24 protein-coding genes and 1 pseudogene are annotated in these 23,240 nt (G+C 42.9%); 10 read left to right on the top strand and 15 right to left on the bottom strand.

All coding sequences use genetic code 11. The annotated features are described in order from the left end of the window. Positions 1-434: 434 nt before the first annotated feature. The 5 genes from kaiC to XZ46_RS22615 form a co-directional block, all read right to left on the bottom strand. The gene (gene kaiC, locus XZ46_RS22635) at positions 435-1,988 is read right to left on the bottom strand and encodes a circadian clock protein KaiC (RefSeq protein ID WP_006623299.1); all 1,554 of its coding nucleotides are present in this window, start codon (positions 1,986-1,988) and stop codon (positions 435-437) included. A gap of 369 nt (positions 1,989-2,357) precedes the next feature. Continuing rightward, on the bottom strand, positions 2,358-2,672 hold the full coding sequence (gene kaiB, locus XZ46_RS22630; RefSeq protein ID WP_006618253.1) for a circadian clock protein KaiB: 315 nt from the start codon (positions 2,670-2,672) through the stop codon (positions 2,358-2,360). A gap of 96 nt (positions 2,673-2,768) precedes the next feature. After that, entirely contained in the window at positions 2,769-3,626 is an 858-nt protein-coding gene (locus XZ46_RS22625; RefSeq protein WP_006623298.1) for a circadian clock protein KaiA, read from the bottom strand. Positions 3,627-3,821: 195 nt separating this feature from the next. Continuing rightward, positions 3,822-4,037 carry a hypothetical protein gene (locus XZ46_RS22620; protein WP_006623296.1) on the bottom strand — a complete coding sequence of 72 codons (216 nt, stop codon included), beginning with the start codon at positions 4,035-4,037 and terminating at the stop codon, positions 3,822-3,824. A 170-nt stretch (positions 4,038-4,207) separates the two neighbouring features. Beyond that, complete coding sequence (locus XZ46_RS22615; protein ID WP_006623295.1) at positions 4,208-4,816, bottom strand: low-complexity tail membrane protein; 609 nt, start codon at positions 4,814-4,816, stop codon at positions 4,208-4,210. Between the two features lie 1,298 nt (positions 4,817-6,114). Between XZ46_RS22615 and XZ46_RS22605 the strand changes: the two genes are divergently transcribed. The 4 genes from XZ46_RS22605 (at position 6,115) to bchB (ending at position 10,458) form a co-directional block, all read left to right on the top strand. Beyond that, complete coding sequence (locus XZ46_RS22605; RefSeq protein WP_048895259.1) at positions 6,115-7,185, top strand: RNA-guided endonuclease InsQ/TnpB family protein; 1,071 nt, start codon at positions 6,115-6,117, stop codon at positions 7,183-7,185. A 58-nt stretch (positions 7,186-7,243) separates the two neighbouring features. Continuing rightward, on the top strand, positions 7,244-7,528 hold the full coding sequence (locus tag XZ46_RS22600; RefSeq protein ID WP_046318556.1) for a hypothetical protein: 285 nt from the start codon (positions 7,244-7,246) through the stop codon (positions 7,526-7,528). Positions 7,529-7,598: 70 nt separating this feature from the next. Further along, entirely contained in the window at positions 7,599-8,612 is a 1,014-nt protein-coding gene (locus tag XZ46_RS22595) for a GGDEF domain-containing protein (protein ID WP_006670228.1), read from the top strand. Between the two features lie 319 nt (positions 8,613-8,931). Further along, a complete protein-coding gene (gene bchB, locus XZ46_RS22590) occupies positions 8,932-10,458 on the top strand; it encodes a ferredoxin:protochlorophyllide reductase (ATP-dependent) subunit B (protein ID WP_006623288.1) in 1,527 nt (508 codons plus the stop codon). A gap of 361 nt (positions 10,459-10,819) precedes the next feature. Here bchB and XZ46_RS37035 read toward each other — a convergent pair whose 3' ends face one another. Further along, positions 10,820-11,011 (bottom strand): hypothetical protein, encoded by a 192-nt coding sequence (locus XZ46_RS37035; protein WP_008054341.1) that lies wholly within the window; start codon positions 11,009-11,011, stop codon positions 10,820-10,822. A gap of 198 nt (positions 11,012-11,209) precedes the next feature. On the opposite strand from XZ46_RS37035, the gene XZ46_RS30815 reads away from it, so the two are divergent. Beyond that, entirely contained in the window at positions 11,210-11,440 is a 231-nt protein-coding gene (locus XZ46_RS30815; protein ID WP_228116404.1) for a hypothetical protein, read from the top strand. A 58-nt stretch (positions 11,441-11,498) separates the two neighbouring features. Here XZ46_RS30815 and XZ46_RS22580 read toward each other — a convergent pair whose 3' ends face one another. Next, on the bottom strand, positions 11,499-12,785 hold the full coding sequence (locus XZ46_RS22580; RefSeq protein WP_006623286.1) for a tetratricopeptide repeat protein: 1,287 nt from the start codon (positions 12,783-12,785) through the stop codon (positions 11,499-11,501). Between the two features lie 290 nt (positions 12,786-13,075). On the opposite strand from XZ46_RS22580, the gene XZ46_RS22575 reads away from it, so the two are divergent. Continuing rightward, positions 13,076-13,549: a VOC family protein gene (locus tag XZ46_RS22575; RefSeq protein WP_006623285.1), complete on the top strand. Its 474-nt coding sequence runs from the start codon at positions 13,076-13,078 to the stop codon at positions 13,547-13,549. A 174-nt stretch (positions 13,550-13,723) separates the two neighbouring features. On the opposite strand, the gene XZ46_RS22570 is transcribed toward XZ46_RS22575, so the two are convergent. From XZ46_RS22570 to XZ46_RS22540, 7 genes and pseudogenes are all read right to left on the bottom strand, one after another. Continuing rightward, complete coding sequence (locus XZ46_RS22570; RefSeq protein ID WP_006623284.1) at positions 13,724-15,463, bottom strand: Rqc2 family fibronectin-binding protein; 1,740 nt, start codon at positions 15,461-15,463, stop codon at positions 13,724-13,726. 300 nt (positions 15,464-15,763) lie between these two features. Beyond that, positions 15,764-16,462 (bottom strand): Uma2 family endonuclease, encoded by a 699-nt coding sequence (locus XZ46_RS22565; RefSeq protein ID WP_048895258.1) that lies wholly within the window; start codon positions 16,460-16,462, stop codon positions 15,764-15,766. A gap of 152 nt (positions 16,463-16,614) precedes the next feature. Beyond that, positions 16,615-17,016: an arsenate reductase, glutathione/glutaredoxin type gene (arsC, locus tag XZ46_RS22560; RefSeq protein ID WP_006623281.1), complete on the bottom strand. Its 402-nt coding sequence runs from the start codon at positions 17,014-17,016 to the stop codon at positions 16,615-16,617. Positions 17,017-17,042: 26 nt separating this feature from the next. Then, positions 17,043-17,687 (bottom strand): arsenical resistance protein ArsH, encoded by a 645-nt coding sequence (arsH, locus tag XZ46_RS22555; protein WP_008054310.1) that lies wholly within the window; start codon positions 17,685-17,687, stop codon positions 17,043-17,045. A gap of 7 nt (positions 17,688-17,694) precedes the next feature. Then, entirely contained in the window at positions 17,695-18,843 is a 1,149-nt protein-coding gene (gene arsB, locus XZ46_RS22550; protein WP_008054309.1) for an ACR3 family arsenite efflux transporter, read from the bottom strand. A gap of 539 nt (positions 18,844-19,382) precedes the next feature. Next, positions 19,383-19,617, bottom strand: a pseudogene (locus tag XZ46_RS22545) (hypothetical protein). A gap of 46 nt (positions 19,618-19,663) precedes the next feature. Then, positions 19,664-20,345, bottom strand: a protein-coding gene (locus tag XZ46_RS22540) for an IS1-like element ISArma2 family transposase (RefSeq protein ID WP_085937415.1) whose coding sequence is annotated in 2 segments (ribosomal slippage) — positions 19,664-20,026 and positions 20,028-20,345 — 681 coding nt in all. Because the reading frame shifts where the segments join, the coding sequence is not laid out codon by codon here. A gap of 52 nt (positions 20,346-20,397) precedes the next feature. On the opposite strand from XZ46_RS22540, the gene XZ46_RS22535 reads away from it, so the two are divergent. The 3 genes from XZ46_RS22535 to XZ46_RS22525 all read left to right on the top strand — a co-directional run bounded on the left by XZ46_RS22535 (position 20,398) and on the right by XZ46_RS22525 (position 21,744). After that, positions 20,398-20,610 (top strand): hypothetical protein, encoded by a 213-nt coding sequence (locus XZ46_RS22535; RefSeq protein ID WP_228116403.1) that lies wholly within the window; start codon positions 20,398-20,400, stop codon positions 20,608-20,610. A 148-nt stretch (positions 20,611-20,758) separates the two neighbouring features. Beyond that, entirely contained in the window at positions 20,759-21,025 is a 267-nt protein-coding gene (locus XZ46_RS22530) for a helix-turn-helix domain-containing protein (RefSeq protein WP_006623273.1), read from the top strand. An 11-nt stretch (positions 21,026-21,036) separates the two neighbouring features. Next, the gene (locus XZ46_RS22525) at positions 21,037-21,744 is read left to right on the top strand and encodes a restriction endonuclease (protein ID WP_228116402.1); all 708 of its coding nucleotides are present in this window, start codon (positions 21,037-21,039) and stop codon (positions 21,742-21,744) included. On the opposite strand, the gene XZ46_RS22520 is transcribed toward XZ46_RS22525, so the two are convergent. Further along, positions 21,716-22,921 carry a DNA cytosine methyltransferase gene (locus XZ46_RS22520; protein WP_008054305.1) on the bottom strand — a complete coding sequence of 402 codons (1,206 nt, stop codon included), beginning with the start codon at positions 22,919-22,921 and terminating at the stop codon, positions 21,716-21,718. The two genes, XZ46_RS22525 and XZ46_RS22520, sit on opposite strands and share 29 nt — an antisense overlap. A gap of 159 nt (positions 22,922-23,080) precedes the next feature. On the opposite strand from XZ46_RS22520, the gene XZ46_RS37655 reads away from it, so the two are divergent. Continuing rightward, positions 23,081-23,212, top strand: a complete 132-nt coding sequence (locus tag XZ46_RS37655; protein ID WP_257720183.1) for a hypothetical protein — start codon at positions 23,081-23,083, stop codon at positions 23,210-23,212. Positions 23,213-23,240 lie beyond the last annotated feature (28 nt).

The following is a 23,240-nucleotide window of genomic DNA, read 5'->3' as shown; positions in this document are numbered from 1 at the left end:
ATTTCGCTACTTGATTCTTACGATGGTTCAAGCCGGACATTCGGTCTCCCTAATCATGGATGGTTGGCAGTGGTCTCGTTTCTGATACTAGGTTGTATCTCGGAGCCTTCCGTTCCCCGCTTCAATCCTGGGGTTATGATTCCCAAAACTGGGGGTGGCTATCGCCGTTACTCTCTACTCCCTGATTTCTCAGTTGGTTTATGACCTTGAGTTCCCTGCCTTGCTTAGATTTCTCCAAGCGTCGGGACATATAAACAGTTATGGGGATGGTCAGGAGTGCGTTCCTTATATTCAACCAAAGGGTTGAAGTCCCCACCAGGCGGTTATTTCGGGTATCTCAACCCTATTTCATGCCTGAACGTCTCGCACCCTTAACGGGAGTCGTAATGCGTGACATTGAAGATAGGGAAAGGTTCACGGTAAAGGTTTAGTCGTCAATCCTGATCATCTTGAACTCCCTCAATAATGCGAGACAACTCACTTTTTTCATTAATAGAAATTCGGGTAGGAGAACCACCAATAATGCGTTCGTAATCCCTAAACGAGTCAGTAATATGGGGACCATGTTCGGTGATAGTATATTCCCGAATACCCTTATCATGCCAAGAACCGCGCATTTTAAACACATTAATAGCCCTAGACATTTGACCACGAATTTCCACATACTGAAGCATAAGAATAGTGTCAGTAATAGTCGAAATATGAGAATCGGTAATCGAGTGTGAACCCATAAACTGGTCAGTTGTATTGGTAAAAAAGCCGGTAATTTCCTCCTGTTTAGCATATCCAGTGACAGCGATTACAAACTGTCGAAAAGCATTACTACTAACTCCCCTAGCTAAAGCAGAAAGAGAATCGATCGCAATGCGGGAAGGTTTAAACTCAGAAATTTCCGAGCGAATAATTTGCAAATGGTCTTCCAAGCCTGTAGACTCAGGATAACTACAGATAATTTTAAGTAATCCCTTACGTTCCATCGCTTCAAAATCTAGTCCCCAAGAGTGAGCATTTCGCAACAATTGAGCGCGGGATTCTTCATAAGCAAATAGAATGGCTCGCTCATTACTTTGACAGGCGTTATTAACAAAGATACTAACTAAGAGAGTCTTACCAGTTCCCGTAGCACCAGTCGCCAGAATAATTGAATCTTTAAAAAACCCTCCGCCGCACATTTCATCAAGAGTTTTATTACCAGAAGAAACCCTGACATTAGAAGACCGTTGAGTAAGTCGCATAGCACCGAGGGGGAAAATACTAATCCCATTTTGAGTAATCGTAAAAGGATATTCTCCTTTCATGTGGGTAGTACCGCGCAACTTCAAAATTTCCACCGTGCGGCGACGGCGTTCACCTTCCAAAACATTTCGCAGAATCATGACATTATCAGAGACAAATTCCTCCACACCAAAGCGAGCGACCGGACCATATTCTGACTCTCGCTCTGTGGTCATAATTGTGGTGGATCCCACTTGCTTTAAACGAGCCACTAATCGGAAAATTTCTCGTCGCACGACTCCGGCGGCTTCATATTGTTGAAAAATGGCAGTTACCGAATCAATAGAAACCCGTCTAGCTTTATATTTGCGAATGCCATACTGTATGCGTTCAATGAGTGCTGAAAGGTCAAAGTTGCCGACGATATCTTGACCTTCTGGGTCCGGGGAGGCATCAAGAATAAATAATTTACCCTCATCAATTAATCCCTGTAAATCCCAGCCAAAACTGGCCGCATTTTTGATGATATCGGTAGGAGCCTCTTCAAAGGTGACTAAAATACCCGGTTCATCAAAATAGGTGATACCATTGTAGAGAAATTGAACGGCAAATAAAGTTTTACCTGTACCGGAGGTACCACTAACCAAGGTTGAGCGACCTGCTGGCATTCCCCCATGACTGATATCATCAAATCCTTCAATCATGGTGCGGATTTTTTGGACACTAATTAAGTTCCGTTTATTGGGTTCTGGTTGGGGGTTGCTATTGACCATAATTATTGATTTTAAAAACGTTCGGCTTTGAGTATTCTATATTTCCCCATCAACAGTGTCTATGGAAACTGGGTTATATAGATATAGGCTTTGGTATTGTACTGTATTAAGGTAATCGAGAATAACCACAAGATAGATATCAAAAGTTGGCTATTTTTTGTTCCCGGTTCTATTTAGCCTGGTGGTTGCTATAACTGTTATTTATATTTACCATAATCTTGGCTGCATCAGTGGGAATATGATCATCTCGAATTGATCGGCGGACGGGGATATTCCCACGGAGACCTTAACTGCGATCGGACAATGGGGTTTCTCCCCTAGCTGAAAGCGTTAGGGGAGCAACGGTGGCTAAGGGGGTTGATGGCTGACCTAGAAGTTATAATCGTCGTCTTCTAATTCTTCATAGAGTAAATCTAATCCAATCAGCACTTTTTCGCGATCGGAGAGGTCGCCAATAATTTTCCTCACTGGTGGGGGCAGAATTTTGGATAAGGTCGGTGTTGCCAAAATCTTATCCTCTTCGGCTAGTTGAGGATTTTTGAGAACATCGATCACTTTGAGAGCATAAACACCCTGAAACTCTTGTTCTAAGATATCTTTAAGGGTTTTGAGAGCTCGAACTGAGTTAGGGGTATTCCCAGCTACATAGAGTTTGAGAACATAAGTTTTCTTCAGAGGAGTCATAGATATATCTACCGATATAAGATGAAAATTTGGGGGAGTAACAGAGATTTTTTTGACATTAGACCCATGATGAAATTGACAGGGACTTTTACCTGTTCATTCTCCCCATGACTCCCGGGGTATGGAACGACGATACATTTCGCATAAATGAGCTAAAGTGTCAATCAAGGTAAGTCTGTAGTCCAGTAAAACATCTTCACTACGTCCCTCTAGTTTGAGTTGTTTGGAAAAATTATCCATCAAATCCATGTGAATCTCAACAATGCGAGTCACTGGAATATCCCCGAAAAACGCCATGTTAACGTATTCGTCAATTTGATTATTCAAATTTTTATCGTTAGCAAAATAGCTTAAAACAATTTGGCGATATTGAGATTTAAGCTGTTCCAATAGCTTCTGACGATCTGCCTTGGACAGGTTTCTCAGAAAATTTTTAGGATTTCTCTTATAATACACACCTAGATATCCTAGTCGCTCATGTAATTTGTCCATGAGTCTTCGCTGCTGGCGAACAATGAAATTAGTTAACTCCGTAGGGGTATCTACAGAGGATGATTCATCGGTCAGACGAGTGGTGACAGCATGGGTAATAAATTGGCTAATAGCTTTATCAATATATCCTTGTATTAGATGAATTTGCTTACCTTTTAACTGGACTTCTGTTGAGGAAAGTATATAATTCTCGGAGGGTTCAGTTAGGCTAGGCTGGACTACAGGGGACTGCTCATTAGGTATAATGATTAAGGTGGGGATGGAAATTAAGTTTTGCTGGAGTTTATCAACTAAAACCTGCCACTGAGGCGACCACTCCAGAATGAGACAGTCAAGTTGGTGTTTATGTTCTGTTACATATTCTATAAATTCCTCTGGGGAGTCGAGTTGAATAATTATGTAGTGTTCTTTTGGCAAATAGGAGGACACCGACTGAGATAACTCAATCGATGGGATAAACATACATATGGACAGTTGCAGACTCCAAAGGTGGCTGGGTACTGCGCCTGGCTTTTCGGGTTCGTGTTGAATCAGAAGCTCTTACTCCTTTGATTATTGATTCTGATTGGTGTAAGCCGATCGCTTACACTAGGGTTTACTGATGTTTTGGGGTTATGGTTTGGGGTTGAACAACGGTTCTGGGTTGATGATACTTGATTAATAGGCTAAGGTTTCTAGGGTTTCCCGTAAATATATGCGTACCTGTTGGTCAAGATTGAGATTCTGGAGATTTTCGGCAGAATTTCGGTCTAGCTGCCAACCCTTGAACCCTGAACTGGTGGCGATCGCCTGTTTGAGATCAGACCAGATCTGAGAGTCCCGGCGGTTCATTCCAGCATCAGGGTTCCAGAAAATTGAGGTAGATTGAGCCATGACGATACGTTAACTAAACAGTGTTCGAGGCTCTACCTGATTGGCCTGGATCAGACATCATATCAGGCTGAACCTATCTTTATATCATAATGACAATTTTACAAAAGTTTAAGCTAATCTCTGCATAGTTGGTTAATTTATCTGGGTTATGGTCCATCTGAGTGATGAGCCTATGACGTTTTTTCGGGGTTGGGGGTGATGGGTAAGATGCGATCGACTTTCCAGCCAACGATGGTAAATCCTTGGCTAATCTGATCGGTTGATAGGGGATGACGCTGATTTAGCTTTGATTGGGAGGTCAAAAATACTAATAGTACACTGATTGGCACTTGGGTAAATAGGTTACACCCGCAGAAGGCTATGGTGGCGATCGCTAAACCCAAAATCCTCCAATTCGGAAGTATGGAGGCGACATCGGTGGCTAGGGGTGCAATGCGGTACAGTTGCCACAAAATCGGCAGCAGCAAAACGGGGGTAATTATGGCAAAACCCTGATGGCGTTGGGTTTTAAAACCTGTGAGAATCCGCTGTTGTTCTGTGGTTAGTTGTTCCGGCTTAATGGCGATCGCCAAAATGCTATATATATAGAAGGGCCTAAACCACTGCATCCATAGCACTGGCACTATACCCAGGACTGCCACCAGTAAAAACTCTATGGTGACAGGAAATACAGGATAACCCACGGCAAATCCCAATAGGCATAATCCTAGCCAAATGGGAAGAGTTGCCAATCCGGCTAAATGAATCCAGAGAAAGGGATCGAGTCTAAACCGTTGCATGATGGGTTATTCCGTACTCCTTAACGTTGATGGTGGCAGATTTTGATTATGATCTAGGTGGGTTGCCCAATAGTCGGCAAAACCTGCATCTATTTAGGACGATCATACAACAAATAGGGGAAAACTCATATCATATTCAGTGGGATCGGATTGGTGGCGGTAACAGTGGCGCTCTAGGATAGTAGTTTGGGATATAATGGAGCAAGAATTTAATCCAAGATTTGCTTGACATCTTAGGACAATAAGGTACAATAACCCCAAAGATTCGCAACTCAATAACAATAATGAGTATACGGTCAAACCCCAGACCATGCCAAATTTCCTTGACGACATACTCATCAAGTCGGATTCTTCATGGTAAAATCAAACCATGCGTGCGAGACGTTTAGGAGTGAAATAGGGATGCAATGCCCGAAATAGCCTCCTAGTGGGACTTCCACCCCTTGGTGGAATATAAGGGACTCGTATCCTGACCATCCCATAACTGTTTATATGTCCCGACGCTTGGAGAAATCTGAGCAAGGCAGGGGACTCAAGGTCATAAACAAACTGAGAAATCAGGGAGTAGAGAGTAAAGGCGATAGCCACCCCCAATTTCAGGATACACGATTCTGGGATTGAAGCGGGGAACGGAAGGCGTGAGGTAGAACCTACTACCAAATGCGACCACTGCCAACCATCCATGACTCGGGAAACCGAATGTCTGGCTTGAACCATCGTAATGATTTAGCAGCGTAATAGGTTGCCACGCTGCGCTCAAAAGAGCAAGGGGAAAAGTAGGGTTTTGCATAAAACACCTACACAGACCTTTTTAAGTACCCCGGTGGAGAGGACAAGTCTAAAGATGGAATGCCCATATAAACGGAACGTTTAAACTCCTCATTGGTTCTCCTTATCAAAAAAGTGAGCAATATTACTCACAAGGAGTAGTGAAAAGTGTAAGCGTATACCATTGAGGGGAAAGGATGTGACTGAAAGCCAATGCCTAATTGTAATGATTAGGATATGCCCACTAGTCACGGTGTAGATATAGAGACTGCGACAAGTAGGAGTAATATGACGAGAGCGAGTTTAAAGACTACGAGTTGTATGCCAAGCTCCCAAAGTTGGAATCATAAAGCGGGGGTTCGTAACCCTGTTCCTAGTGACAAAAAGGGTATCTACATTAGGAGCCGTATGAGGTGAAAGTCTCAAGTACGGTTTGGAAGTGGAGTTGGGGAAGGTGACTTCCCTTTCGACCATAACCTTACAAAGCTTTCCGAACCAAACTAAAACTCAATGACCGTCAAGCCACCTTGATGGCCAAACACGCGGGTTATGCTCGGTTCGTGTTTAATTGGGGATTACACTTATGGAGGTCAGCTTATGAAGAGGGACTCAAGCCTAATATCAACTCCATTAAAAAGGTTTTTACTCATTATGTGAAACCTCAATATCCTTGGATGTCTGAATTGTCTTCTAAAGTTTATCAATATGCCTTCATTAATCTAGGGGATGCCTTTAAGCGCTTCTTCAAGGGAATAAGCAGTTATCCTAAATTTAAGAAGAAAGGCTACCATGATAGCTTTACCCTTGACAATTCGGGAAAGCCATTCAAGTTGTCAGGAACTCGCCATAAGCTGCCTTTTGTGGGCTGGGTTTCTACGTTTGAGGCTCTACCCGAAAGTTGGGTTAAGAAAGTCACTATAACGCGCCAAGCAGGTGACTGGTATATTAGCTTTTTCGTAGAAATCACACCAGAAATTACACCGAAATATCGAGAGAGAATCGGGGTAGACCTAGGAATTAACAATTTGGCGACTTGCTCCGATGGGACCCAATTCTCTAATCCCAAGGCTTATAAAGCAGCCACCAAAAAACTAGCTCGATTACAACGTCATTTAAGTCGCAAAGTCAAAGGCTCGAAAAATTGGGCCAAATGTCTCTTAAAAGTTCAAAAGCTACATCAAAGAGTAGCAAACATTCGGCGGGACACCATTCATAAAATAACTACTTTCTTGGCTAAGAACCACAGCCAAGTCGTCATTGAAGATTTGAATGTGTCAGGTATGCTGAAAAATCATGGTTTGGCTGGTTCTATCGCTGATGCTTCATTTTATGAGTTCCGTCGTCAACTCGGTTACAAGGCAGAACGTTATGGTTCAAAGTTGATTATTGCCGATAGATTTTATCCATCCAGTCAACTGTGTTCTAATTGCGGTTATCGTCAAAAAATGCCCCTAGTCCGTCGGACTTTTGAATGTCAGAACTGTGGCTTGAAGATTGATAGAGATTTGAACGCCAGTAGAAATTTAGAAAAATCGCCTGGTTCAGACGATTACACTTGTGGACGGGGTGCTGCCGACAGTCCCGGACGAAGCCAGAAATAAACATCAATATCCGGCTATGTCCGGTTTTGTTTAAGTTTTATAGAGCAGACGAGGCAAAATGTGGATCAAAATCAATGTAATTCTGATCGGGGTTTCCCTGATTTATATGATTACTCCTTTGGCGATCGCTATTCTGGCGATCGGGTTGGCTAATGTCTTGGGGTGTTCCGCAACTGGTATGGATTTTCAATGTCCAGGGAACCCCGGGTTAGGACAGTTACTAACCACTATGGGAATGCTACATTGGTTCGGTGTATTTACTATCCCTTCTGGAGCTATTATCGCTATCATCTTGACTGTGGCTTTGAGTTTACAAATGTTTTTACCCAGGGTTATCCGTTAAATTAATGGAGGTGAAATCACAGCTTTTAATGGATTAGGTCGCGAATCATCGTTAACCTTTATAATTTGTGATGATGGACCACCTTCATATAGAATCTACTCTCCAGGATTTAAGGCTTTATGATATCCGAACAGATATCAATCAGCCGGGAAATGTGCTGGCTAAAATTTTTGAAAATGATGGCAGTCTTCCCGGCGTTCTACTGTATAATTTTGATGAGTTCGTGGGGATAATTTCTCAGCGACAATTCTGGCGTACCCTCAGCCGTCCCTATGGGAGAGAACTATTTTTGACCCGTCCTCTGCGGTCTATGTACCGTTTTTTAAGGATTCAACCTTTAATCTTACCTGCTAATGTTTTAATTGCTGAAGCCGCTGGTGCAGCCTTAAATCGTTCGACAGAAGAACTATATGAGCCGTTAGTGGTACAAATTAATCATGGCTATTTTAGATTGTTAGATACCCAACAGTTACTGATGGCTCAATTATATGTTCACCAAGTATCAATTGAACTGTTAAAAAAGACAGAAGCACAGCTACAAGAAACCAACCTGGAACTGCAAATGTTGGTAAATCTTGATCAGCTTACCCAAATCTCTAACCGTCGGAGATTTGATGATTTTCTACAGGTAGAATGGGAGAGACATTATCGAGTCAGACTTCCCATATCTTTAATTATGTTGGATATCGATTACTTTAAATACTATAATGATTATTATGGACATCAAACCGGGGATGATTGCTTAAAAAATGTCGCCCAAATTATCAATCAAAATGTTGAGCAGTCTAATGCTTTAGTGGCTCGTTATGGGGGGGAAGAGTTCGCGGTAGTATTACCTGAAACTGATTTGGAAATAGCGGAGGCGATCGCTGAAAAAATCCGTCTAGCAGTCCAGGATAAACAACTCCCTCATATTCAGTCAAAAGTCTCTCCCTATGTATCTCTAAGTTTAGGTGTCAGTAGTCAAGTCCCCACTTATTTAACCTCCACTAAAACTCTAATTGCTGCTGCTGATGCTGCTCTTTATCAAGCCAAACAACTAGGGAGAAATCGGGTTTTTAGCTTCACGAGCGAATTAGTTTAATCACAAAGCAACCGTTAGGGAGCCAGATGGGGGATATATAGGTGATAGAGCATGAGAAATTTTACCCATTATTTTTTGTGGGATAATCTGGGTAATTTTGTCAAGGGAATTGCCGAAATCTTTACAAATCTCAACAATAAATATAAGAATCATTGCATCCCATCATCAAATGGTTATTTAAGTGGCAGACTGAATCACTAGAGCCTGAATGTATCGTCTAGGAAAATAGGTGTTTTTACTCGGTACTGTCGATAAATTGGCAGATTGAGACTATCACCAGAACCCGTGATCAGTAATTATAAATAAGGGAGAAAATTGTATGAAATTAGCCTACTGGATGTATGCAGGACCTGCTCATATTGGGACACTCCGCATTGCTAGTTCTTTTCAGAATGTACACGCAATTATGCACGCTCCTTTGGGGGATGATTACTTTAATGTAATGCGGTCTATGTTAGAACGGGAAAGGGACTACACCCCAGTAACAGCTAGTATCGTCGATCGCCACGTCTTGGCGCGCGGTTCCCAGGAAAAAGTCGTTGATAATATTGTTCGTAAAGATCGGGAAGAAAACCCAGATTTAATTGTTTTGACCCCTACCTGTACCTCTAGTATTCTGCAAGAAGACTTGGCGAATTTTGTAGAACGCGCTCAGTTGGACGCTCAAGGGGATGTGATGTTAGCAGATGTTAATCACTATCGGGTTAATGAACTACAGGCGGCCGATCGCACCTTACAACAAATTGTCCAATTCTATACTGAAAAAGCCCGAAAAAAAGGGGATTTACCGGAAGGAAAAACGGCGCAACCTTCGGTTAATATTCTGGGAATGTCTACCCTAGGTTTCCATAATCAACATGATTGTACTGAATTAAAACGGTTAATGGCAGATTTGGGAATTCAGGTAAATGAGGTAATCCCGGAAGGCGCATCAGTTCATAACCTCAAAAATCTGTCTCGCGCTTGGTTTAACTTAGTTCCCTATCGGGAATTGGGAATGATGACGGCTGAATATTTACAGGCTGAATTGGGAACGCCTTATGTTGATATAACTCCTATGGGGGTGGTAGAAACTGCGCGGTGTATCCGCCAAATTCAAGAGTTGATTAATGCTCAAGGTGCTGGTGTCGATTATGAAGAATATATCAATAATCAAACTCTGTATGTTTCCCAGGCGGCTTGGTTCTCTCGTTCGATTGATTGCCAGAATTTAACTGGTAAAAAAGCGGTGGTGTTTGGGGATAATACCCACGCGGCAGCTATGACTAAAATTCTGGCGCGGGAAATGGGTATTCATGTGGTTTTGGCTGGAACTTATTGTAAGTATGATGCGGACTGGTTTAAACAGCAAGTTAGCGAATACTGTGATCAGGTTTTAATTAGTGATGATCATGGTGCGATCGCTGATGCGATCGCTCGTCTTGAACCTGCTGCTATTTTTGGAACCCAAATGGAACGCCACGTTGGGAAGCGTTTAAATATCCCTTGTGGTGTCATTGCTGCGCCTATTCATATCCAAAATTTCCCCATTGGATATAAGCCATTTTTAGGCTATGAGGGAACTAATCAAATGGCTGATTTGGTGTATAATTCCTTTACCTTGGGTATGGAAGATCACCTGTTGGAAATCTTCGGAGGTCATGATACCAAGGAAGTGATTACTAAGGGAATTTCCGCTGATTCTGATTTGAGTTGGTCTAAAGATGCTCAGGCGGAATTAAATAAGGTTCCCGGTTTTGTGCGGGGTAAGGTCAAGCGCAACACGGAGAAATTCGCCCGCGATCGCGGTTTCCAAGAAATCACCTTAGAAGTCATGTATGCGGCTAAAGAGTCCGTTGGTGCTTAGTAATATATCAGCCAATTCCCCCTAGGTTACACTCCTCACCAGAAACCAATCTATTTAGTCTATGATTTTAGTCTACAATGGAGGTTGAGATACTGGTGGGGAATTTTCATGAGTTGATGTCAGCACCCCCGGCTGAAGCACGGGGGCTTCGTGCCCCCCTTTCAGGTAGCTGACCAGCTATAGCCTTAACTGGCTCCGTTCAGAGCAAGAGTTAAAGTTCCTACCCGGGAATGCGTGCTAGTTCCAGGCCCTAGAACCGAATCGTTAAACATCTCTAAGGGGTTAAGGACGTGCGATTTGGATAGTACCGACTCTGAACATTGGCGTTCGCGCAGCGTGCGCGTTAGCGCAAGCGCAAACATTACCCCGCAAGGGAGTCGGAGCCAACCATAGCTCCATGGAGGGGCAACCATACCCCTCCACCCCGCAAGGGGGTGCTGGCGGCGGTCAGCCGCTTGAGTCGGTTTTCCTCTCCGTGATCAATCACGGAGAGGAAAACCCTCCCAGGAGTTTTACGTGAGGGGTTGACCGGACGGAAAGCAACTCTCACCAACTCTCCGGGGTGAAAGACTCTTCCCCATTGGTATGAGGAAAATGCTAGACTACCATTAACACAAATTAACCAAGGTCATGGAGAGTTATGAAAATTATAACACCATTGGTAGGATTGGCGCTAGTGTTATTGGGGATTTATTTTCTCGGTCAGAATATCATAGTCGCTACTAGGTTGTCACTCAATTTGTTCGGAAGTATGTCAACCGCTGGGAGTGTTTTGTTGATGGTTTCTGGTTTGGTGGCTTTGATCTCTTTTCCTAGGGAAACTGGAAATTTGGGTTGGATACTGCTATCGCTGGGAATTATCTTGGTATTTCTACACGCCAGAATTATACTGCGTCCTAGCAGTTTATTGACATTTTTGTTGTCTATAAGTTCAATTTTGGTGGGTTGTAATTTACTGAAAACCAGAACTACTAGATTTTGAGCGGGACAATTGATGACTTTTTCAAAGGGTATCAAATACTCTGCTAAGGGGGAATTATTTATCTGATTTGGCGGTTGATTTCATCAATTTTGGCGAGAAAATAATCCTCTTTGTGTTGGAGTTGTTGGGCGAGTTGTAAGGCTCTTTGAAAGGCTTGTAATGCTTGGGGATATGCTTGTTTTTGCCGATGGATTTCTCCTATATTATCATAGGTGTTCATCATGGAAAAAAAATTGAAGGAACGTTGATTAACCAGTAGTTTAGCTTGATATAATTCTAAGGCGGTTTCAGTTTGATTTTGTTCCATATAAAGTTGCGCTAATCGCGCGAGGGCGATACTAGCATTCTCAAATTGTTGGATATTTATGGCAAACTGATAGGCTTGTTGATAGGCTTGACCAGCTTGTTGGAATTGACCGAGTTGTTCATGGTTGGTGGCGATCGCTATTTTGAGGTCGGGAATCGGCCCTAAATTGGACTGTCCAAGATGATATTCAACCAGTTGATCACGAGTGGCGATCGCTTCTAAAAATTCCCTCATTTGTTCATAAATAAATGCTAAATTTCGGAGAGATTGTAATCGCGAAGGTGGGGGGTTTCCGTTGGCTATGGGTGGTGGTGGTGGCGGTAGTTCTCCCCGTTGGCGCAGGTTTTCGATCTGTTGTTGAGTTCGCAGTAATTCTCGGTAAGCCGCCGCTGCTTGGGGATAGTCTAACCAGTTAAGATAAATCACAGCGATCGCATTTAACCATCCTTCTTTTTGCCAGATATTATCTTCTGCATAAATTTCTAACAGCCTCTGATATGCTTGGATTCCATAATCTTTGGCGCGGACTGTTTGAAAGGCATTTCCTAGGGCTTCTAAAATAGTCTGATCGGGGCTGTTGAGGAGAATTTGATGGAGGCGATCCGTAATAAATTCCAAGTAGAGACGCTGACCATTTTCCCAGGAAATTAACCCGACTCTTTCTAGGGCGGCGATTTCTTCCAAAGGTCCGAAATAGCGACGTAAGCGCAGTTCCCTAGTCCATAATTCAAAAGCAGCGATCGCATTTCCCGCCGCCAGGAGAGCCGTGGCTTCCGCGTTCAGGCGATCGAGTTCAGGGGCGAGGGTTTCTTGTTCACTTTCACTGAGGATATTTCCGTCTCTGGGGGGGTTAGGTAATAAAGGGTCAGGTTCTTGACTCAGCAGGGGGTTAGGCGCAAAGGGATCGAGAACTCCTAGATCTACTTCTTCCGACTGATTTTGGGCGGCGGCGGAAAGGGTGGGAAAATGGAATCCTACCCCTATTAACATTAAGGCGATCGCACTAATTTTAATGCTATTAAAAATTGGTCTTACCATAGAATATTTGTCAAGGGTCCAGTTGATGGGTTGAATATGATCCGCAATTATAGCAATTTTTCCCCATAGTGACAGAGGATAATCGTGGGGTGGTCAACCGGAATCCTCTAACTATTGGTCTTCTGCTGGTTTTTTGCCACTGATTTGGGCTGGCGTTTCGGGAATAAATATGCTATAATTACATCCCATTAATAATCAATCAAAAATTGAGAAAATCTCCCCAGATATCACCCCCGTTATCTACTAATTTAGCTAGAATGGATCAATAGCTATTTTGCGGAGTTTTCGCCATGCAGACTATCTCCAATCATAATCAAAAGTGCTTAACCGCTGGGATGCTACGTCGCGTCCATCATATCGCCTTAAATGTTGCTGATATCCGGGCTTCTCGTCAATTTTATGGCAAAGTCCTGGGACTCCATGAACTAACCGGGGATGAGGTTCCCAGCACCCTCAAATCATTAGTTGCAGCCGGAAAAGTAGCCAACTTTGTCACCGGAGATGGCACAGTGATTGATTTATTTTCGGAACCTAACCTACAACCTCCCCACCCTGACCCGACCCATGAGTTTACTGGGGCCAATCATTTGGCTTTTGATATTGATCCGACTCTCTTTGATACGGCTGTTGAGGCTTTACAGAATCATAATGTCGCGATCGCCAGAGGACCTATCAGCCGCCCCACAGGTCGCGGTATCTACTTGTATGACCCCGATGGATTTATGATAGAGATCCGTTGCGATCGCCTTCCCGGTCAGGCTTAATGAAAATGACCAGACTCCTGACGGGGACTGGTCACGCTAAATAAGGATACCGTTGTTGTTGTGATTTGAGGATACCCGAGCTGGGCGTTCCGCCTTCAGTAGCGGGTATAAATTCTCAAACCTCTCCATTGCATTGTAACAAAAAGCACAACATTTTTTAAAAAAATTAACTTTTTAGCCATCTAGCCCCAAAAGGGCGATCGCCTGTTGAGGTACACCCCATAAAACCTGTTCATTTTTATAGATAACCATTCCCGGTTTCGCCCCCTTGGGTTTATAAACATATTTCGGCTGGGTGTAAATGACGGGGACCTGTTCACTCTGACGCGCGCGGCTATAATAGGCCGTGATATTAGCCGTAAACTGCAAATCATTATCATCAGGAACCTGTCCCGCTGGTAGCCTTAATAAAGCATGGCTTCCAGGAATTTCCTGGGTATGAAACCATAAATCATAGTCCGTGGCTACCCGAAATGTGAGGCGATCGTTTTGTTGATTATTCCGACCTACTAATAACTCAAAACCACCAGGGGTTACATACCGATAAAATTCCGTTTCTGTTCCTAAGTTTTGGGGGCGATAGTCGGGAATTGTTAGATATCCTTCCTCGATTAATTCCCCTCGAATTTCTGTCAGGGTTTGCAAATCTCCCGGTTTTCTATAATTAGCAACTTGATATAGGGCTGCTTCTACTTGTTCCAGATAGTTGATTTCTTCCCGGACAGCTTCAATTAGTGGAGCGATCGCCATGCGGGCGCGTTTCATTTTCTGATGGCGTTTATAGAGACTTTGGGCATTTTGCACCGCATTTTTTTCCGGTTCTAGGGGAATTTTTACAGGTGCAGATGTTTCAAAATCAGCGAGGGTGATTGATTTCATTCCCGGCTGCCACTCATGTAAACTAGCCATTAATAAGTCCGCTTGACTACGATATAAATCCGCTTTTTCTGACTGTTGTAGGCGCTGGTTAAATTCCGCTAACTTTACCCCCAATTTCTTTAGGAGTGTCTGCAATTTTTGGCTGATTTGATGCTGTAATTGTCTGAACTCCTGACCGTTTAATTCCTGGGTGTAATACTCATTGAGAAGTTCCTGCACATTCGCCGGACTTTCCCCTATCTTTCCCCAACCCATGACGCTGTAACCTGTGGCTGTCCAAACCGGTTCAAATTTACCAGTTTCTAACGCTGTTAACCACTGTCGCCACTGCTGGAATAGTTTTTCCCATTCTTCATTGCTTAGACTGTCCGTAGTGCGATCGCTTTCCAAATTCGCCGCCGCCATTAAACCCACTGCTAAAGTCGAACTTAAACCTCGATAGCTTTTCATTAATTGTCGTTTCAGCAAATCGGGAATTAAACTAACTCTTTCTTGCCACTTTTCTAGGGGTTCTTCTAGCTTAGGAATGGGGTCAGTCAGACCGGGCGGTAATTCATAGCGATCGCCTGTTTGGATCGGACGCACACTAGACTGTTGAGAACTCACTTGGTGCGCCGCCGTCACAATTAAGTTATCTTTTCCCGTTAAAATAACATTGCTATATTTCGTCATTATTTCTACATACAAATGCCAGAGCGCCGCTTCTCCCGGACGCTTCGCAAATTGCAGGTCTAAAACCCTTTCCCAGGGCGCAACTTCCGCAATGTCTACTAAAGCCAAACCACTCAGTTGGTGTCGCAATTGGTCGCTAAATGTGAACGTATCAGCAACCCGTGGCGGCGGCGTAGAAATACAAATTCGTGCCGCTTGGGGATGCCAAGAAATGTCTAACCAGCCCCTACCCTTCAGCGTTCGTAGGGCGAGAGAAATAGTAAAGCGATCGCGCTGATACACCTGTTCAAGTCTTGCTGGTAACCAGTTAGACCGCAATTCACAACAAGACCCTATCAGCGTGGTATAATCTACGGGTTGCATCTTAACAGTTATTAGTCTTTAGATATTTTAGCAGTCTCAATAACAGGATTATTAATTTTGGCTTATATATGCCGCCACATTTTCCCATGATTTCATCATAAGTCAAGTTCCGGGATTTGTCAATAGTAAATCATCTCAATTAACTACTAACTTTTACTCTAGCAGATTTCTTAAACCAGCACATTCTCAAGCCCCCTCCCCCGGGAGGAGTTGGGGGTGAGGGCTGTACCCCCGGTCAATGAAACCCCCCCCATTATTCCTGATGTATTTTATCAGGGTTGTGATCAGTTATTTACTTGATTAACGTAAATCCCCAAATTGCTCGCGATATTGATTTAATAATGCTGCCAATTCATCCGCCCGTTGTTTTTCCGCTTCCGCCCGTTGTTCAGCTTCTATTCTAGCCAAAGTAGCCTCTTGCAAAGCCTCGTATACCTCATCAGGAATTAGCAATTTTTGTCCGTTATCTTCTCGGGAAAACTCGATTATTTTCCCGGCAACTTGTAAACGCAAACCCAGAGTTGCACTGCGGTTATCCGTAATTAATTGGTAACTATCTCCCACTAAACGATAACCCCGTAATTGTTCAGTTATCCACTCCCCTTTCGGGTCAAATAACCAGTATTCTTTCACCTCCAAACTTTCATAGAGATTTTTCTTAACCGTTTGGTCTTGTTCTTTTGTACTCGGAGAAGTCATCTCAAAAATGACAACCGGAACCTGTCCCTCTTCCCAAATTTTATAGTTATCTCTTCCCCCCGGTTCCACATCAAAAATCACCATCACATCAGGGGCTACTCGCAACTTAGGGAAACCCGCCGCATAATACATAAATTGGTCAGCCAAAACCGTCGCTTTTCGGTTTTTTAGGTATTCTTTCAGAACTAGCATAGTCGCCATTATGGCGTAAACGTGATCATAAGTTTCTGCCAAGGGTTCTCCGTCCTCACTCGGATAAAAAACATCAGTTTTATGGGTCAGGGTGTCAACTGCTATCATAATTCCTAACTCCGCATTACACTGATATATATTATACACCCCACCCTAGACTAACTTGGCTGATATAGGCTTGACCGAAATAACTAGATGTTATTCAAACCAGATTCTGTGGTGAATTAACAACAGCAACCCACCCCAGAACCTCAATCAGGTTAGTTATCGTCTAACAATGTTTTAATTAACTTTTCCACCCGGTCTCGAACTTCCTCCCTAACCCTGGGAAAAATCTCCGGCTTTTCCGCTGGGTCGTCTAATTGCCAATCCTCAAATATCTCTCGTGTTAGCCATTCTTCTGGCAAATTCACACCGCAACCACAGAGGGAAATTACCGCGTCATAATCTTCGGGTTTAAATTCACTTAAAGCATTAGAGGTTTGCTTGCTAATATCAATACCCACATCGTCCATTGCTTTGATAGCATAAGGGTTAACTTCGCTGCTTTCCAATCCCGAACTGGTCACAGCTATTTTATCTTTTCCGATTACCTTAGCAAACCCCTCAGCCATTTGGGAACGGGAGGAATTTTTTTTGCAAACAAACATGACTTTTTTCATGGTTTCTCCAGATTTTTAAGGTATAACTAAAGTGCTTTTTGTGCAGTTTCAATAACTGCTTTTTTGGCGATTTCCTGGCGTTCACTGTGGCGGTCAGTCAAGTAATCGACCTGATCCCGCAACAGTAGGGTAAATTTATAGAGTTCCTCCATGACATCAATAACCCGATCGCGATAAGGTGAATCTTTCATAGTTCCATCCTCATTAAACTCCTGATAAGCCTTAGCAACTGAGGATTGATTGGGAATGGTAAACATTCGCATCCAACGCCCCAAAATTCGCATGGTATTCACCGCATTAAAAGACTGGGAACCTCCGCTAACTTGCATCACCGCTAGAGTTTTACCCTGAGTAGGTCTAACCGCACCAATACTCAAAGGTATCCAGTCAATTTGGTTTTTCAGAATACCAGTAATATTACCGTGCATTTCTGGGGATGACCAAACTTGACCTTCTGACCATTGACTAAGTTCGCGCAATTTTTGAACTTCTGGGTGAGACTCATCAAAGCGATCGCGCAAGGGTAAATCATGGGGATGAAAAAAACGCACTTCCGCACCCATATCAGTAATAATTCTAGCGGCTTCTTCTGCTAGTAACCGACTGTAAGATCGCTTTCTTAATGAACCATACAAAAACAGGATTCTGGGAGGATGGTCAAAATTAGTCATGATTGAATTAGCAGTTTAAACAACGGGGGTCTAGCAGTGTAGCTTTTTCCGGTTCTCGCGGAAACCAAAAAGCCGTTTTTTGGCAAAACTTCACCAACATTAACATCACCGGAACCTCAATTAATACCCCCACCACAGTTGCTAAAGCCGCTCCAGAATTTAAACCAAACAGTGTCACCGCCGTAGCGATCGCTACTTCAAAATGATTACTCGCGCCAATTAAAGAAGCTGGCGCAGCATCCTCATAGGATAGCTTCATTTTCAAAGCCGCCACATAGGTAATCAAAAAGATAAAATTGGTTTGCAGAAATAGTGGCACAGCAATTAACAGAATATGCAGGGGATTTTCCACAATTAAATCACCCTTAAAAGCAAACAGCAAAATCAGGGTAATTAATAAAGCCGCCGTAGCCACAGGACTTAAATATTTCAGGAACTCTCTTTCAAACCAAGCCTTTCCTTTATACTGAAAAATCAAATAGCGAGTATACATCCCCGCCGCCAGTGGCAAACCCACATAAATCAGGACTGATAATAAAATAGTTTGCCAAGGTACAGTTAAGTTATTTGCCGACAGCAACCACCGTCCCAATGGTGCGTATAAAAACAGCATCATCAGCGAATTAACCGCCACCATAACCAGGGTAAGTCCTTGGTTGCTGTAGGAGAGATAACCCCACATTAAAACCATGGCTGTACAGGGGGCAATTCCCAATAAAATAGTCCCGGCAATATAGGAATCAGCTATGGGAATTTCTGCCCCTCTTAATATCTCAGTTCCGGCGATAATTGGTCGAAATAACCACCCCAGAAAAAATAGAGAAAAAGCCACCATGGTAAACGGTTTAATTAGCCAATTTATCACCAGAGTTAATAGCACTGGCTTAGGTGCTTTAGCCGCATTCACCGCCTGGGTAAAGTCAATTTTTACCATGATGGGATACATCATGAAAAACAGACAAATGGCTATAGGAATTGACACCTGATAGATACTCATTGAATCCAGGGTTACTGCCACATCTGGAAACAATCGACCCAGGACAATACCTGCTATAATACAGAGAATCACCCATACAGTGAGGTACTTTTCAAAAACGTTTAATTTACCCCCTGCTTGTACGGCTGATTTATTGACTTTTGGCGAATCATTACTCATGTTAAATCCTGACTATTAGGACTTGCTTTAATCCCCATATCTAAGTTGAGGGACTAAATACATACCCCACGGGGACCCGGAAACCTAATTAATCAGGCCCCTAGTCCCGGTCAAGTTGGGTATAGTATCTATTATTTCAAAAAAAATTGATATGTCAAGTAGGCAGAATATATATAATCTGGCAGAATTGACTGAGAGCATATTGGCTAAAACCATCTATGGCAAGTCAATACAGACAATTGTGGTATAGCAATTTTGAGCAATAAGCGGTTTAATTGCGATTATGGTAATCTATAAAAATCAAAAAATATTGATATTGTCCTCTTCCCAGAGATGGCTAGTGGAGACTTGGGTTTTACCATTAGCCCCAGAGTCAGATTAGGAATAGAGGCGAAGCGTTTACTTTAGTCTTGGAATTGTAGCAGTTCAGATTGGTATCCAGGGACTTGATGCGATCGCTTTTTTGTCCTAGCTGGGAATTTGTACTTATATTGTCCATTTTCCCAGTAGGTTGTCCCCAATTGGGCCAGTCTGATTAATTACTCCTTGGCTTTTCCTCTGGGATGGTTAATCCGGCCAGTGCGATCGCTTAATCCTGTTGGGTACTGCCTATATTGATTTAGGATTGTGTAAATCAGCTTCATTAGTTCGTTGTCTCTGGAGTTAACCTCTGATATCAGTTTCTGGTTTTTCTTCATTAACTGCCAGACTAAAAAAAACTGTAATGCCATCAGTTCCTAGTTTGACTATATCTGGTAATACGTTAGAATCCATCGTTGTTGATTTCGTTGTCTTTTAGGTATTGCACAGTGAAGAATGATTAAGAGAACGGAGGAAGTTGTCCATGCTTCAAATAATAGATAAGTAAGCGAATTGATTTGTACAACATCTCAGTGGACTTGGAATCACACAAAGTTTTGCGATGTAGCCTGGCTAAATAGTGCCTCAGACGGCAGTTTTCTCCTTCTACTCTTGTCATAGCCGTTTTGCTGACTAGATGATTGCAATCCTCAATTAAGCAAGGATAAACTTTGTATCCGTCCGTAATATATAGAAAACCAGCCCAGCCCTGAATCATTTGCCATAATGTGGTAAAAGCCAGCAATGAGCGGTCGCCTATGACAAACTTCAGAATTCCAGGCAGTTTGGTATTCACAACTGTCCAGACCCAGATGGTTTTTTTTTGAACCCACAAAAGTCTGAAGCTCATCAATTTGAGCTATTTCAGGAATTTCATAGTTTTCCTCATCAATGTGGGTTTCTGCAACTCTAACCCAGTTAAGTATTGTGTTGTGAGAAATACCAGTGACTCTCTCAATGGCTCGAAATCCCATGCCATTGAGGGAAATTTTCACACAAAGCTCTTTGACATCAGAACTGTAACCTCCAGGACAGGGATTTTCTCGAAATTGGCGACCACATTCACGGCACAGGTAACTCTGTTTTCCCTGACGATGACCATTTTTGACTACTTTATGGCTTTGGCAATAAGGACAATCCATCTTGATTTATTTGAGAATATCATTTTCTATTATGCAACACCGCAAAAACGATATGAGATCCCGTCAAGCCCAGGAAGATGATACCAGGGAACACAACGGGGAATTATCCCCTATGCCCGCCGGGTTGCCAGTCCCGCCCAAAAAGCAAAGGGCGCGAGGCAAATTACAAAGCTATAAGTTGGTTGCGAGTTGTCTAATTGGGTTAATTTTGGGGAGTTTAACCTGGTGGCGGTTAAATTCAAGACCTGGGAAGATTAGCGGTTAGGAGAATCGTCAATCAGAGTACAGCTTGTTCACCAGTCGCTTAATACATTGCCCTCACCCTAAATCTGGATCCCAGAGAGGGAGAGGGACTTTGAGAGGACAAAAATATCTCTTAATGTGACTGATAGTCCGTAGACTTATCGTCCACCATGGGTAATTATGACTCTATGGAAAAATCAAAAGCAAAAACCTTAAAAGCTTTGGGATTTCTGATTAGACAGCATAGAATGGCTGTGGGTATTTCTCAAGAAGAACTAGGGCTACGCTGTGACCTAGACCGCACGTATATATCTGGTCTAGAGCGTGGTGTCAGAAATCCTTCTCTTACGGCGATTGTGGCTCTTGCTGAGGGCTTAGGAATAACCGTATCTCAACTTCTGGACAACTTAGAAATAGAAATAACTAGGACTGAATGAATCGCAATTTAGTGGCTAATTTTAAATCCCAATTAAAACCAGGTTCTTCTCAGTTAAAGGTGTTCAGTTTGCTGTCAGATCAGAAGTGGCACTGTCGCACTTGTGAAGGTAAGCAAGTAGCATCGGAGCAATACGCTGGAGGTGGTGGAATTCAAGGACTAGAGCGCGGAACTAAAAGTCGTCCGGGGCTACATCTTGAGACCAAACGGGATTTCTGTAACATCTGTAATAAAAAAACCAGATGGGATAGATGGACTGGGCAAATAAAACCGTCAAATGCTCCGGCTATTATTCCCCCCAAATTAGCAGACATAATTTTGAAACTTTATGATTATAAAGACGTTATTGAAAATCGAAAAAGACCAACCCATGAGTTAGTGATTGATCACCGTTTTCCTATGCAGCGTTGGGGTAAAGCCGAACCTAGTCATGACATAAACATGAACGAAAACGAAATCAAAAGAAAATTTCAACTTCTCAAAAAAGATAGTGCTGGCAACCACAATTTACTGAAATCGAGAAGTTGTGAAAGATGTATGAAAACTGGTAAAAGAGGGCAGCCCATGGGTATCCGCTTCTGGTATTCTGGGGGTGAGAACTGGCCTGATAATATTCCTCCATTGGGAGCGGAAGCAGAAGGTGGTTGTATAGGTTGCGGTTGGTATGATTTTGAGTCATGGCGTAATGCTCTTAATGCAACATTAGCTGAACATAAGTAAGCTGTTTTTCGGAGACAACTATATTTTCAGCCTCATTTTCAGCCTCTGTGACAATCCTATTTAAGTAAGGAATGAGTCCATAGCCAATACACTCTGCTAGACGTGGAGGAACAGCATTTCCAATTTGCCACATGGCTTTTTTCATGGTTCCTTCAAAGATAAAAGAATCAGGAAAGGTCTGTAATCTAGCCATTTCTCGCGCTGAAATCACCCGATTTAGATGGGGATGAATATGAGTCCCCCCGTGATTCTCTTTGATGGTCATACTAGGTTTTCCGGGATACTGTCGCTTAAAAGCATCAACATAGGTTTGATACAAAGAACCTCCTGGAGGTACTTTTGATATCCGCTCCATATATTCGGGAGAATGACGAGTCCATTCATGATTAATACTGGGAATGGGTTGGTAAGCTGGTAGATCGGAAATTGCTGATTCAATTGTCTGATACTCCTCTGGAACTAATTGAGGATTTGGATAAGGATTTTCCATTCCGAAACGATTAGCTATAAAAATAGCTCTCGGTCTGATTTGGGGAACACCATAGGCGGCAGATTCAAGAATTGCCACGGAAATATTTGTGTAACCAATGGCTTGAAAAGCAGAAAAAATAGCTTGTTTAATTTTGCCTTTTTTGAGGGTTAAAATTCCCGGCACATTTTCCATAACGACATACCAAGGACGCACTTCAGCAACAATGCGAATAAATTGTTGGAATAAATGATTGCGAGGGTCATTGGGATCGCGCTTCCCAGCGACAGAAAAACCTTGACACGGTGGCCCGCCTACGACCAGATGAACTGAAGGAGAACCAATTTTAGATAGCCACTGGTGAGGATTAAAATCATTAACATCCCCACAAAAATGATGACAATTGGGAAAGTTTCTCTGATGAGTGGCGGAGGCAATTGGGTTAATTTCTACACTAGCTACTGGATTAAAACCAGCTTGCCAAAAACCCTGCGTGATTCCCCCTGCACCAGAAAATAGATCGATAAAGTTATAGGTTTGCAGTGGTTGGGATACGGGATTAATATCAACTTGAACTTGATAAGGATCGCGTTTGGTTGTGGCTAATTCACGCTGAATTCTTTGATAACGCCCTAATTTAGCTTTTTTCTGTTTCCTGGTGCTGTTATCTTTTGGATCATCTGGAAACAAGGATAATTGTAGGTCCATGACTTGAAAAATAAAGGCTCTATAATCATGATTGTGATAGATAGTCTACATAATGTCAAGACTGAGATCAAGTCGAACCTTTTGTTAACAAGAATAACGCGCCCAATGTAGGGGCATTAAAAAAGAAGGGCGGGTGCAGGTAGTTGGCTGGTTTTCCCGATGGCGGATCTAGCACCCGCCCCTACTAGCACCGACCCTTTCCCCACGGCGGTTTTTGGTGAGGTAGTGCGATCGCATTTCACCGAATTTCACCGAATTTCGACCTCGAATAACGCGCCCAATGTAATGTAGGGGCGGGTGCAGCAGTCAGCCATGGAAC

The organism is Limnospira indica PCC 8005 (assembly GCF_000973065.1).
Taxonomy (GTDB): Bacteria; Cyanobacteriota; Cyanobacteriia; order Cyanobacteriales; family Microcoleaceae; genus Limnospira; species Limnospira fusiformis.
This window is presented reverse-complemented; position numbering and strand designations above follow the sequence as displayed.